This is a genomic window from Coleofasciculus sp. FACHB-542 (assembly GCF_014695825.1).
Classification (GTDB): domain Bacteria; phylum Cyanobacteriota; class Cyanobacteriia; order Cyanobacteriales; family FACHB-T130; genus FACHB-T130.
On the sequence record NZ_JACJPB010000038.1, the window covers coordinates 71,221 to 84,844 of the forward strand.

Sequence of the window (13,624 nt, forward strand, 5' to 3'; positions counted from 1 at the left end):
GCCTGCTCTAACTCTGTAGGACAATCTCAGAGTTGGAAACACTCGCAGCGTTTGGACTCAGTTTTACAGCGGTTAGACGCTCGTTGCGTTCCGAATTATAAAATTTATACCAGTAGTGAGAGTCATACGGAAAGTTTTTTTAGTCATCTATCGGCACATTTAGCATCGCCACCATGCAAGTGTAACGCCGACTTACTCTGTTCGCGTAAGTGTTGCTAGCGTATGTGTTGCGGCTTGGTGAAGAGCGAGCGCACTCTTTAACGATTCGGCAAGGCGAGATAACTGGCTGCTGTGAGAAGCGGGGTATCTGAAGTGCTGGCTCACAGCTCAAATAGAATTGCGATCGCAACACTTTATCGTTAATCGCTAAAAGATAAAAACTAGCTCGATCTCCCAAGATGAATCCAGGCGGTTAATTTCAATCTGGCGAATAAATTCTCGAAAGTAGAATCGTCGCTCTGATTCTGACAAATCTAGCCAAAATTGTGAGATAGATACAGCCTGCGCGATCGCTTGTAAATCTACTGGCGGCAGACTCGCCATCCGCGATTGCAATTGAGAGATTTCTGTGCGTAGCTTGTAGGCGCGTAACTGGGCAGTTTCTGAATCTAGAATGCCATTCTCTGTAAGCGTCGGCAACTGAGCTAAGATATCTTGCTTAGCGGCAATTTCATGGGTAATCGTGCCCTTAATTCTATCCATATTGGGAACATTCATCGCCGCTACTGCACGGGGTAAATCTTGGCAGATTCTCTCAATCGTTTGCTCTAATACTTCCTGATAAGAAATAGCCCGACATTTAGGCTGTTTAACGCACTTGGTTGGGCGCAGATAAAGATATTCTCCCTGTTTGCGGGAAGCGGTGACGCGGGTAATCGTCATTGGCGATTGGCACTCTCCACAAACCACTAATCCCGCTAGAGAACGGTTTGCACTAGTGGTACGAGGAGGCAAACGGCGGTTACGGCGCAGCAAGCGGTCAATTTGCGCGGCTTCTTCCCTAGATACGATGGCAGCATGGGTATCAGAGAGAATCTCACCATTTTTATACGCAGTGTCGCCCCGATAGACTGGGTTCGTTAGCCAGCGTTGTCCAGTAGAAGCGGAAATTTTCTTGCCGTATTTCTTTTCTAGATACCGCACTGCACCGCGTAAAGAACCATACAGCAGAAATTGTTCAAAAAAATCTTTGACGACCGGCGCGGCGCTGCGGTCTAGGATATAGCGGTCTTTACCTCGTCGGTAGCCATAAGGAGCTTTTCCAGGCGCTGGCGACGCTTTGAGCCGCCGCTGAGCGTGTCCTTGACGGATACGATCGCTGCGTTGCCGATTCTGAATTTCTTGCAGGAGTTGCAGGGGTGTTTGATGATACGCGACTGACTCAGTAGTAATAATTTGAATGCCGAGGGATTCGAGATCGAGGATGCGATCGCATACTTCTTCCACCGAGTTTCCCAATTCTGCCAGTCGTCGGATTAATAAATAATTAGCGGGTTCTTCTTTACAATCTTCTAACAGCTGTCGTAGTTGTTGACGTTCCCCTAAATCTTGATAAACGCTATCTATTTCCCAACCCCACATCAAGGGATCGGGTGCAACTTCAAGCAACGGGTCAGTATAGGAATATGCAATGATTTTCATTGCAGAATTATGTACCAAGCTGCCAGGAGCAGCCTGAAGAGTTTAATTTTAGCTTGTGTAGGTAGGCTTCGTTTCTGTAGCCCCACGCTTCTATCGTGCAGACAGGGATTCGCAATTCACGGGATGCTCCCAAATTGCCCTGATTAGGATTCATGGTTGACAGCTCATTCACCTAACTCAATGATGTTGCCATCAGGATCTTGAGTAAACAGCGCAGCGCGACCAGAAGCGCTCATTTGTAGGGGGTATTTGTGAGCCATAAGCTTCTCCTTAGCAGCGTCTAAGTTGGCGACCAAGAAGGCTAAATGCCGATTCCGGCCTAATTTCTCAGAATTGACTAAATCCGATGGTATAGAGTTGGCAACAATCAGGTGAATTTGAAACTCGCCGACTTGATACCATGCGCCGGGAAATTTCAGCACTCTATCCACTTTCGATAATCCCAACACGTTCCCGTAAAATTGCTCGGCTCGTTCCAAGTCAGAAACGAGAATGGCTGCATGGAGACATTGAGTAATCTGCATTGCTAGTTATACTTTTGCCTGTAATCATACCATTTTTACCTGGAGGTAAACGAATTCCTTAGAACCAAAAAATAAATAAGAGAAATCGAGCGATCGCTCGATTTTTCTTACTTAAAGAACTGTTTACTTAAAAACCATGGCCGGAATCATCGTCTTCGCCTAAAGGGTATATAAACCTTCGGCTGTCATGCCAAATCGAACAACAGAAATTCCGTGCTATTTTTGGCTTCTATGGCTATCTGGTTTTCATCACTGATTGCAGTGCCATCTCCAGCAGCTAGTGGCTTGCTATTCAAACTGATATCGCCTTTGATAACTTGCAGCCAAGCATGGCGGTTAGGGTTGATTTGATAATTAACCTGCTGTCCTGCATCGAGCAAACTTGCGTAGAGATTGGCATCTTGGTGGATAGTAACCGAACCATCCCGACCATCTTGAGAAGCAATTAAACGGAGATTTCCGTGCTTTTCTTCAGCCGAATACATTTTCTGCTCGTATCTAGGTTTTAATCCCTTTTGGTTAGGCGTAATCCAAATTTGCAGAAAATGCACTAAGTCAGTTTTAGAATGGTTATATTCACTGTGCGTAACTCCTGTACCAGCGCTCATAACTTGCACTTCACCCGGAAGAATAATGGAGCTGGTTCCCATGCTATCTTTATGCTCTAAAGCACCTTCTAGTACGTAGGAAATAATTTCCATATCTCGATGAGAATGGGTCCCGAAGCCTTGGTTCGCTTGCACTCTATCTTCGTTAATTACGCGCAGAGTTTTAAATCCCATGTACTGAGGATCGTAGTAGTTGGCGAAGGAGAATGAATGATAGGAATTGAGCCAACCATGATCGGCGTGTCCACGTTCTTCTGCTTTCCGAATTGCAATCATTTTCATCTCCTATTTAACTTAAATGTCCAGCGGCTAGAGCCTAGAGCTATCCTGGTTGTAGAGAGGCGATTTATTGCGTCTCCCTTCGCAGACTAAAAAAATGGGATCTGTTGCCAGTTGGTACAAGTAAACTTTATTTAGACAGGCTACGGTTTTGTCATGAATAATACTAAAGTTTACTGTACAAACCATCACAAAACGGTGGATTTCTGGTTTACTCACACTGGCATACTGCTACCTGTTTTTTGTCTTTCATTACAAACTTTACAGGGGGGAATTCCGTGTTTTGATAGGAACCATCGCCATAAGGTTGATTGTGAGATTGACCGCAACTGCACCAAAATTTAAGTACCCAATTCAAGCGCAAGAATGATAGGTTTTGTATCAACAATGACGGGTTCACTCATTTTGCTTGTCCTTGGCTTTCTTTGGTGCCTTATTTTTGTATATTTATAGTTTAAAAAATGTAACCATAAAGTGTAAAGTATGCACTTTAAAGTAAGATAGTACCCAAAAAGATACTATGGAAGCTAAAAGCGAGAATTTTGAAAGGAAGACTTGTCCAGCAGAAACTACCTTAAAAGCAATTAGCGGACGCTGGAAGCTTTTGATTGTGGCAGAACTATGGTCAGGAGTTAAACGGTTTGGGGAACTGCAAAGAGGGCTGGAGGGAATCACTCAAAAGATGCTCACGCAGCAACTTAGAGAAATGGAAGAAGACGGAATTATCCATCGTCAGGTTTATCCGCAGATTCCCCCAAAAGTGGAATATTCTTTGACCCCTTTAGGAGAAAGTTTGAAACCGATTATTCAGGCAATGCACGAATTAGGCACGCAATTATAGAAATTATTGGCAGAAATTATTGGCGAGTATAGCGATGCTTCACCCCAATCGGAAAATATTCTGGATCGCCGCTGGGAGTTAAGGTAACTTGCGGCATTTGGTAGGTTGGAGGGACATAGTTGGCAAACTCGCTGTTGAGGCGTAGTAGCTGAGACAGAATTGAAGATGCGATCGCTTGTTGCTTGTCTTCACTGGCTTCCACTTGTGGCGCTAACTCCACAACCACCGACAGGAAGCGGTTTTTATCTGCATCTTCCTGAACCTGCATGACAAACTTACCCGTCACCCACTCTCGAGTCCTGGGTTGTTCTAACCCCACCGTCACATTTTCCGGGTAAATATTTGCGCCGAAATACGAAACCGTGAAATTAGACCGTCCAAACACATAAACAAACGGTAAGGGAGGAATTCCTCTTTGTGTAGCCCGCGCCGCCGGATTGAGTTCGGGTAGCCCTAAACCGGAGGTTTCGGGATGAGGAATGGCACTTTCACCTTGCAACGCCGCGACTGGATCGAAGTCCCATCCTGCTAAAAACTGGAGCATTTCATCGTAAGGGATTAAGCCTCCCGTATCGGAGATATGATAGCGGATCAACGGAATCCCGTTATCGCCGGAAAACAGCAATGTGCCCTCGTGAACCTCGAAAAAGCGACTCAGTGGGTCATACTGTACCAGTGTTGGCAAGCGAGATTCCCCAAATAATGCCTTAGCAGCATCTGGATGTTCTGCCAGAAATCGACGGATGCGGATACTCAGCGGGGTTTCGTTGCCCAAGACGCCTGCATCGGCTGTCCCATAAAGCGAAGCTGAGTCATAACAAGGATTTTGAGAACCGACTCTTTCTCCGACAAGATTGCGCCATTCTTCGCTAAAGACTTCTCCCGCAAACACCATTTTGATGTGATATTGCTGCCACTCCACACCCCGCGCTATGCCACTATCAATGACATCCTTCAAAAATGGCGGATATCCCAGCAGCACGACTTGCTCAAATGCAGAACCCAGTTCTTGCACGACTCGAAATATCTCTCCTTTATTATTGCCAGGAGTAATCACCGTAATCGGGTATCCTTTACTGGCGAGATAGCGACAGCAGTTTGCTGTGTATATTCCCCCAACCCAAGTCCCTAAGGTAAAGCAGATGACAGCCAAGGTGCGGCGGGTATCAGCCTGAAAACTATCATGAAATATCTGTTCAAAGCGAATCGCGATTTGCAGTTCATCCGTGAGGAAACGAGGCCAAAATGTCGGCTTTCCCGTTGAACCGGAGGAAACAGCAATCGTATCGCACGCTTCTAATTGTCCATTGCGGCACAAGTCTGCAAGGGAGTGACGCAACAGGTAATTTTCTTTGGTAATGAAGGGAAGTTTTTGGAAATCTTCAAAAGTTTGTATCGAATCCGGATCGATACCTTGTTCCTTCACAAAAGCTTGGTAGGCGGGGACACTCGCAGAAACCTCGTGGAATAATTGCATCGTAGCGGCTTCTGGGGAGGTGCTGCGATACTGTTGCAGCCGCCACTGGAGGGGAGTACCCAGGAACGATTGAAAAGCGGTGAGTACCCGTTGACGTTGTTCTTCTAGCATTGTCCTCCCTCTCAGTTTTGTATTTAAGATCAGGCTAACGTAGGGAAGGCGATCGCTTTCAATCGCTTTCATCGATCGCATTACTTGGTAGAATCTCGGTCAATTTGTTATACCGTTACTGGATCTTCCACAGAATTGCCCCAGGTTAATCATGCCCCTCTATTGCACCAAAGGACACGAGAATCCCATTGATGGTCGCTTTTGCCAGCATTGTGGCGAACCGCTACCTGCTGTGGTGAGTAATACTGTTTTGCCGGGGATGACGCTGGGCGATCGCTATCGAATTGTGCACGAATTGGGGCACGGTGGCTTTGGACGCACTTATTTGTCTGAAGACCTCAACCGCTTCAACGAACCCTGTGTTTTAAAGGAATTTGCCCCCAAGGTGCAAGGCACTTACGCTTTGCAAAAAGCTTCCGAACTATTTGAACGGGAAGCGGGTGTCCTTTACAAGCTGAAACACCCGCAAATTCCCAACTTTCGAGAGTTATTTCGGGTAAACCAGCGAGGGAACGGACGCCTGTTTTTAGTCCAAGACTATGTGGAAGGTCAAACTTATCGCGCGCTTCTCGAAAGTCGGAAACATCAAGGAGCGCGGTTTAGCGAGGCAGAGGTACGGCAGATTCTGCTGCAAATTTTACCAGTTCTGGAATATATCCATTCGATGGGGGTCATTCACCGCGATATTGCCCCAGATAACATGATTTCGCGAGCTTCTGACCAACTGCCCGTTTTGATTGACTTCGGTGGCGTCAAGGAAGTCGCAGCCACCGTAGAATCGGAGTTTAACGAGACACCAGGGATGGAAACAGCGACCATCCATACTCGGTTAGGTAAGCCCGGATACGCCCCCGATGAACAGATGCAACGGGGAATTGTGTTTCCCCATAGCGATTTATATGCTTTGGCAGCAACGATGTTGGTGTTGCTCACGGGTAAACAGCCGCAAGAGCTAATCGACGATGGAACGCTTTTGTGGAACTGGCGGCGGGACGTGAACCTTAGCCCCGCTCTGGGAGCAGTATTGGATAAAATGCTTTCACGACGACCGGGCGATCGCTATCAATCTGCCAGCGCCGTGCTACAGAGCCTTTCATCTGCCCACCCGCCTGCCCCAGCACCCGATCTTCCTCCCACTCAGCCGCCCACCAAACCCCCGATGGCACCGACAATGGTGGTGGCTCGTGCCCAAATTCCCCCGCCCCCCCAGGCAATCGCCAACTCACCCCAGCCAATCCTAACCCCCCATCCATTACCACCCCCAACGCCCAATCCATTACCGCCGCCAACCCCCAAACCGCAATCTCCCTTTCTCGGTTTAGTGGGAAAAACTTTGGTCGTGTCGCTGCTGATTACGGGCGCGACTGGAATTGGCTGGTGGGCTGGCAATCTTTGGATACAATCACTATCGAAGTCTGGGGAAGAAACCTCCGACGCCACACCGTCACCTAGTTCTTCGCCGCCCGTCGATCAGGAAAATCCTTCCTCGCAGTTTTCGCCTGCGGAACAGGCACGCAAGCAACAGCTGCGCGATCGCCGTCAAAGTCTCGGCGTTAACTACAATTTCTATGTCAACTGGGTGAATGAAGTTTTCTGGACTCAGAACCCCAATCAACGAGGGCGCACGCTGGGGAATGGGCCAGAAAATGAGCAATTACGAGAGCAATGGGATCGGATCGCAACTGAATTGCTCGATAAGCTAGATCAGGCGAAATTACCAGGCGCAGCGAGACAGCGTTTAGGAAGCTATGGTGCAGCGGATCGCGATCGCTGGAAAGGGCAAGTCAACCAGCGAAACCTGAGCAGTCGCGCCCTCTACGATCTCGCAGATGTGGCATTTTTCCAAGTATTTCCAGAACAGCGGGGCAGAGATTTTCTCAATCAGCCAGTCGGTCAAATCTGGCACGCGATCGCTGGGGAGAAAGTCAAAGCAGTGCAATCTCAAGAGGCGCTGGAAACAATTCGCTTTGCTCCAGGGGCAGTGGGCAAACGAGTCAGCGGCACCCTCCAACCAGGAGAAGGAAAAGCCTACATCAGCAACTTTGCCCAAAATCAATTATTAGCAGTTAACTTTACGGGGAGTTCAAAACTGCGGCTTTCCCTTTACCCCCCAACCAGTACATTTCCCCCAATCCTCGAAGACTCCACCGAAAAAACTTGGTCGGGAACCCTGCCTCAATCAGGCTACTACGAATTCATCGTTGTTTCCGAAGCTTCCCAGCCCGTTGATTATCAACTTGATATCGGCGTGGAAAACCCTCCGGCTCCCTCACCTGAACCGGCTGAAACGACCACTGCTTCTCCTGAACCGGCACAAACAACCACTCCTTCCCCCTAAATGAAACCCCTTACCTCTTTGGGGGAGAGTAGGGGGTCGGGTTCAGATGAAAAGCTCGGATAACGTCTACAGCCGTACCTGCGGCAAATTGCTGCGGGGATTGAAGGTGCGGCTCTCCCGGATTTTCTCGTAATATTCTCGTTCCGTAGCACTGAGTTCTTTCGGCGTCACAATCAAAATCTTTACCAGCTGATCGGAACGTCCGCCTTTAGGATTGGGCCAACCTTTACCGCGCAACCGCAGAGATTGTCCCGAACGGACACCAGGGGGAACGTTGACAGTGACAGAACCATCCGGCGTCGGCACTTCCACGGGTGCCCCCAACACGGCCTCATCTGGCGTTACCGGCACTTCGCAGACGAGATTATCACCATCGAATTGGAAGAACGAGTGGGGCAGCAGCTCCACGGTTAAGTATAAGTCACCCCGCTGCTGAGTATAGGGGCTGACTGAACCTTTGCCTTTGACGCGAATTCGACTGCCTTGTTTTGTACCCGGAGGAATCCGAACGTCAATGGCTTCATTGCCTAAATCTAAACGCTTCTGGACGCCATGAAAAGCTTCGGATAGGCTGAGTTTGATGACCGCTTCTCGATCGGCGGCTGCGGCGGCTTGCGGATCGAAGCCAGAATACCCGCCAAAGTCTGTATACCCAGTGGGGCCTGTAGAAGTGCGATAAGTCGTGCGGCGTCCAGCACGGCTGCCAGAACGGGCACTGGCACCCCCTAAACCGCCCAGGAGATCGTTGACAAATTCATCAAAACTGCCGTACTGACTAAAGTCAAAGCCGCCAAAATCAACGTTCACTCCGCCTGGATAGGGTGACGATCCTTCCCCGACTTGTTTCCAGTACTGTCCGAACTGATCGTACTTTTTACGTTTTTCTGGGTCGGATAGCACTTCGTAGGCTTCGCTGACTTCCTTGAAGCGAGCTTCAGCTTCTTTGTTGCCAGGGTTCATGTCGGGGTGGTACTTTCGTGCCAGTCGCCGGTAGACTTTTTTGATTTCATCGGCACTAGCGGTTTTAGTAACTCCCAGGATGGCGTAATAGTCTTTAAAATCGGTCGCAGCCATCAACCTCCCTCCTCTCGTCTAAATATTTAGTTTAAGTTTTATTTTTTACCTTCTCAGAGATAGGGTATCAAATCAGTCAATGGATATAAGTTCGGCTTTTCCGCACTGATGCGATCGCGATTTCCGTACTTGTCGCTGAATAACGGATTAAACGATCGAGTCCATCAGCTAGGGTGGGCGGAGCGTCTACCAGTTGGCGGTGCATCTGTAAAATAACTTCTTCCGGGACTTGGCGCAGTCTTAATCGATTTCTTTCTAGACATTCCTGCACTGGCGTATCCAGCCACAAGCCGGTAATGTGGGTAAAACCGCGATCGCGAGAAGTAGCGATCGCTTCCCGGCGATGTTTACGAGCCGCATTCGTCGCGTCGAAAATCGCTTGTCTTTTCTCCTCAACTGCTTGGCTTAATTGGCGCTGTACTTCGCTCCACACTAACAGCCACGACCCTTGAATCGCTTCATCCCCAAACAGTTGTTCCCGGATCGCGTCTGTGGCAATTAGCCGATGCTGAGGGCATTCTGCTACGAGCTGTTGTGCTAGAGAAGATTTGCCGCTACCGGGCAACCCAATTAAGAGAATTAATCGAGTCATGTTTCGGTGTTGGGAGCGGGTAATTAGAGTTTTGAGTTTTGAGTTAAAGAGAGTTCTTTAATTCAAAACCCAAATTCAAACGCGAGAATCGCGTCTCTACTTCAACTTTTTCCCAATTAGCAACTCCCGGTACTAATTTCCACCTTAAATGACGGTTCCATCCGGAATCACAGCATTTTTCAGTACCACAACAATCCCGCTACGGATGTAGAAACCTTCGCTTTCGCGGTTGGCTTCTTCCACCCTGTCTTTGTTGATAATTTGCACATTGCAACCAATGTGGGCGTTTTTGTCAATGATAGCGCGGCGAATCCGGGTGTCCGAACCAATTCCCAAGGGAACTTTACCGTCTTCACAGTGAGCTTGTCGTTCGGCGAAGGGTTGGTATAAGTCGGCACCCATGACGAGGGAGTCTTCAATTAAGGAACCCGATTCAATGCGCGATCGCACTCCCAAAACTGAATGCTCAATCCGGCATTCTTTCAGGATGCAGCCTTCCCCAATAATCGACTCGGTGATTTGGCAATCTAACAGCTTACTGGGCGGTAAGTAACGAGCGCGAGTGTAAATCGGAGCATCCTCATCGTAGAAACTAAAAGGCGGCTGCGGTTGTCTGGTGAGAGCCAAGTTCGCCTCGTAGAACGACTCCATCGTTCCAATATCTTCCCAGTAGTCATTAAATAAATAAGCTTGAACGTTATAATCCTGCGCCGAAGCGGGGATAATCTCCTTACCAAAATCGGTTCGCTCTTGGTTAGTTTGCAGCAGATGCATCAGCACGTCTTTTTTGAAGACATAAATCCCCATTGAGGCGATGTAGGGATTTTTCTTCGCTTGTTCCGCACTCAATCCCAGCGTTGTCGTATCGACCTGCATCTCCTTGAGAGCATCGCCTTTAGGCTTTTCGCTGAAATCTATCACCCGTCCGGTATCATCGATTTTCATTAAGCCGAAATCGGACGCCCGTCGCTCATCCATTGGCACAACGGAGAGGGTGATATCGGCATTAGTGTCGCGGTGGCGTTGCACGAACTGGCGATAGTCCATGCGGTAGAGATGATCTCCTGACAAAATCAGGTACTCATCAACATCCCACTCATCCAACAGCCAGAGATACTGACGGACAGCATCGGCAGTGCCTTGGAACCAGTTGGGGTTTTCTGGCGTTTGCTGGGCGGCTAGCACCTCCACAAACCCTTCTGTGAACCCTGCGAAACTGTAGGCGCGGGCAATATGGCGGTTGAGGGAAGCTGAGTTGAATTGGGTCAGAACGTAGATTTTGTAAATTTCTGAGTTAATGCAATTACTGACCGGAATATCGATTAGGCGATACTTTCCTGCCAGAGGCACGGCTGGCTTCGCTCGCAACTTGGTCAGCGGGTAAAGGCGGGTGCCAGCGCCACCTCCGAGAATAATGCTTAGAACTTTTTTCACTTCAAACCTCTCGATTGCCAGTCAACTCCCAAAACCAGTGTCGGACGGTCTGGAGCAGTTGGCAAGGGGGGGAGGGGGAATCGATGTTAGGGGTTATGGATAATTCGGAAAAAGTTTCAAGGAATCAGTGTTGAGTTTTGAATTAAAGCACTCTTTTTTATTCAAAACTCAAAATTCAAAACTCAACACGCTCATTTCCCACCGCCCTATTGCAGTGCCATTTCCATCAAAATTTTCTGGGCACTTTGTTCTCTTTCCTTGTCACCGGGGTGGCGTTGGATGTAACGACCATCTGGTTGTAAATCCCAAGCGTGACGGTTATCGGCGAGCATAATTCCTAAGATTTCTTGTAAATCTTTAGAAATTTCGGGATCTTCTATTGGCGCGATCGCTTCTACTCGTCGATCCAAGTTGCGGCGCATCCAATCAGCACTGCCGATATAAACTTCCTCACTGCCAGCATTTTGAAAGTAAAAAATCCGCGAGTGTTCTAGATAACGCCCGACAACACTAATCGTCCGGATATTTTCACTGACTCCTTCCACACCGGGTCGCAGACAGCAAATTCCGCGGATAATCAAATCGATTTTTACCCCAGCGATGCTAGCTTCGTAAAGCGAGGCAATGAGTTGGGGATCTGTCAGTGAATTCATCTTGGCGACAATTCGACCGCTTTTGCCATGATGGCAATGTTCTATCTCGCGGCGGATCAAGCTCAAAAAGCGATCGCGGCAGTTCACCGGCGACACCAACAACTTGCGGTAAGACCGTTGCCGCGAGTAACCCGTCAAGTAATTAAACAAATCCGTTAAATCCGCCCCCAAGTCTTCACGGCAGCTTAATAGCCCCACATCTGTATAAATTCGAGCGGTTTTGGGATTATAGTTCCCCGTACCGATGTGGACATACCGGCGAATTTGGTTTTCTTCTCGGCGTACTACCAAAACCACTTTGGTATGCGTCTTTAAACCCACCAACCCATAGACCACATGAACGCCCGCTTGTTCTAACTTGCGTGCCCAGTTAATATTGTTCTCTTCATCAAAACGGGCTTTTAGTTCCACCAGAACCGCTACTTGCTTGCCATGCTCAGCCGCTGTAATTAGGGCATTGAGAATCGGCGAGTCCCCAGATGTTCGGTAGAGAGTCATTTTAATCGCCAGCACATTTGGATCGATTGCCGCTTGGGTAATAAAGCGCTGTACCGTTCCTCCAAAAGATTGATAAGGATGGTGAACCATCAAATCTGCGGTGCGAATGACCGAGAAAATATCTTCTCCCTCATCCAAATCTCCTTCACTGAGCCGCCGCAGGCGTGGGGGTATCCCTGGCGTCCACACAGGGTCTTTCAGTTCCGGGAGTGGCAATTGCATGAAGTACATCAAGTCTGCCAGCCCCAATAGCCCGTCCACCTCGTAAACATCCCGCTCCAACAGCCCCAGTTCCCGCATCAGCATCCCTTTCATGGATTCGGGCATTGAAGCTTGAATTTCCATCCGTACCGCCGAACCACCCACCCGACGTTTCCGCAGTTCTTGCTCAATCGCCAGCATCAGATCGTCGGCTTCATCTTCTTCCACCTCCAAATCTGCATTGCGAGTGATTCGGAAGGGGTGATATTCCTGGATATTCATCCCCGGAAACAGTGACTCTAGATTATGAGCAATCACCTGTTCTAGGGGCACACCCATCCAAATCAGGCGTTCATTCCGGAATCGTTCCTCTTCGAGTCCAGACGACCGACTTCCCAGCCCGGACTCCAACCGTAAGGGCAAAAATCGAGGTAAAACTTTTGGGACTTTCACTCTAGCAAACAGTTCTTCCCCCGTGTCTGGGTCTTTCACCACCACAGCCAGATTCAGACTGAGGTTAGACATATAGGGAAAAGGATGGCTGGGATCGACGGCTAAGGGGGTCAGAACTGGGAAAATTTGCTCTTCAAAATAGTTTTGCAGGTAAGCCCGCTGTTCCTGGTTCAGATCCACGTAGTCTAGAAGATGAATGCCTTGCGCGGTCATCAAGGGTCGCAATGCTTTCTCAAAGTGTTGATGCTGTTGTGCTACCAGAGGTCGCGCTGCCAAGCTAATCTCTTCTAGCTGGTCGCTTGGCGTCCGACCATCGGGCGTCAGCTGGCTCACTTTTGCTTCCACCTGTTGCTTAAGAGCAGCAACGCGCACCATGAAGTATTCGTCGAAGTTGGCACTAAAAATCCCCATGAATTTCAGGCGTTCTAGCAGCGGCGTCCGAGGATCGATCGCTTCATGCAAAACTCGATTGTTAAACTCCAACCAGCTGAGTTCGCGGTTGAAATAGTACTGCGGATGGTTTAGGTCAATATTATGGTGTGTTGCTGCGGTCTTTTTCGCTTTTGACATAATTCTAATGGCAGTCAGGCTGGCAGGTATTCATTGTTACTTGCAACACCAACCAGTGAATTCCATCTGAATTGATCGCAGATTCGCGCTGATTGTTTTAGCACTCATTTTTAAAATGCGCTTATCTTAATTCTGGCTGTGTTATTAATTCATCGTATCCTGACTTAGATGACCCAAAACCTATCTACAGAAAGGCGTTAAATATTATGACCTCATGCAAAAGCGCTAGGTTTATGCTCTCAAGGCAGGCTCCGGGCGAGCGATCGCTACTCCCTCCTTTAACTGGATACTTCACCCGCACGCCTTGCCAAGCCTCTGCCCATCTGACGA

At 48.5% G+C, this 13,624-nt stretch carries 10 protein-coding genes; 2 read left to right on the plus strand and 8 right to left on the minus strand.

Going from position 1 to position 13,624, the window contains the following annotated elements; all coding sequences use genetic code 11:
* Positions 1–366: 366 nt before the first annotated feature.
* The 3 genes from H6F52_RS13675 to H6F52_RS13685 all read right to left on the minus strand — a co-directional run bounded on the left by H6F52_RS13675 (position 367) and on the right by H6F52_RS13685 (position 3,049).
* Positions 367–1,641, minus strand: a complete 1,275-nt coding sequence (locus H6F52_RS13675) for a recombinase family protein (RefSeq protein WP_190535485.1) — start codon at positions 1,639–1,641, stop codon at positions 367–369.
* A 164-nt stretch (positions 1,642–1,805) separates the two neighbouring features.
* Positions 1,806–2,165 carry a VOC family protein gene (locus H6F52_RS13680; RefSeq protein ID WP_190535488.1) on the minus strand — a complete coding sequence of 120 codons (360 nt, stop codon included), beginning with the start codon at positions 2,163–2,165 and terminating at the stop codon, positions 1,806–1,808.
* A gap of 185 nt (positions 2,166–2,350) precedes the next feature.
* Positions 2,351–3,049 carry a pirin family protein gene (locus tag H6F52_RS13685; protein ID WP_190535491.1) on the minus strand — a complete coding sequence of 233 codons (699 nt, stop codon included), beginning with the start codon at positions 3,047–3,049 and terminating at the stop codon, positions 2,351–2,353.
* A gap of 523 nt (positions 3,050–3,572) precedes the next feature.
* Between H6F52_RS13685 and H6F52_RS13690 the strand changes: the two genes are divergently transcribed.
* The gene (locus H6F52_RS13690; protein ID WP_190410721.1) at positions 3,573–3,893 is read left to right on the plus strand and encodes a helix-turn-helix domain-containing protein; all 321 of its coding nucleotides are present in this window, start codon (positions 3,573–3,575) and stop codon (positions 3,891–3,893) included.
* Between the two features lie 16 nt (positions 3,894–3,909).
* On the opposite strand, the gene H6F52_RS13695 is transcribed toward H6F52_RS13690, so the two are convergent.
* Positions 3,910–5,481: a phenylacetate--CoA ligase family protein gene (locus tag H6F52_RS13695; RefSeq protein WP_190535647.1), complete on the minus strand. Its 1,572-nt coding sequence runs from the start codon at positions 5,479–5,481 to the stop codon at positions 3,910–3,912.
* Positions 5,482–5,632: 151 nt separating this feature from the next.
* On the opposite strand from H6F52_RS13695, the gene H6F52_RS13700 reads away from it, so the two are divergent.
* Positions 5,633–7,819, plus strand: coding sequence for a serine/threonine-protein kinase (locus H6F52_RS13700; RefSeq protein ID WP_190535494.1), 2,187 nt, complete (start codon positions 5,633–5,635; stop codon positions 7,817–7,819).
* Positions 7,820–7,885: 66 nt separating this feature from the next.
* On the opposite strand, the gene H6F52_RS13705 is transcribed toward H6F52_RS13700, so the two are convergent.
* The 4 genes from H6F52_RS13705 to ppk1 all read right to left on the minus strand — a co-directional run bounded on the left by H6F52_RS13705 (position 7,886) and on the right by ppk1 (position 13,294).
* The gene (locus H6F52_RS13705) at positions 7,886–8,893 is read right to left on the minus strand and encodes a DnaJ C-terminal domain-containing protein (RefSeq protein ID WP_190410723.1); all 1,008 of its coding nucleotides are present in this window, start codon (positions 8,891–8,893) and stop codon (positions 7,886–7,888) included.
* Between the two features lie 76 nt (positions 8,894–8,969).
* Positions 8,970–9,485, minus strand: coding sequence for an AAA family ATPase (locus tag H6F52_RS13710; protein WP_190410724.1), 516 nt, complete (start codon positions 9,483–9,485; stop codon positions 8,970–8,972).
* Between the two features lie 144 nt (positions 9,486–9,629).
* Entirely contained in the window at positions 9,630–10,919 is a 1,290-nt protein-coding gene (locus tag H6F52_RS13715) for a glucose-1-phosphate adenylyltransferase (RefSeq protein WP_190410725.1), read from the minus strand.
* A 206-nt stretch (positions 10,920–11,125) separates the two neighbouring features.
* Complete coding sequence (gene ppk1 / locus H6F52_RS13720) at positions 11,126–13,294, minus strand: polyphosphate kinase 1 (RefSeq protein WP_190432756.1); 2,169 nt, start codon at positions 13,292–13,294, stop codon at positions 11,126–11,128.
* Positions 13,295–13,624: the final 330 nt, after the last annotated feature.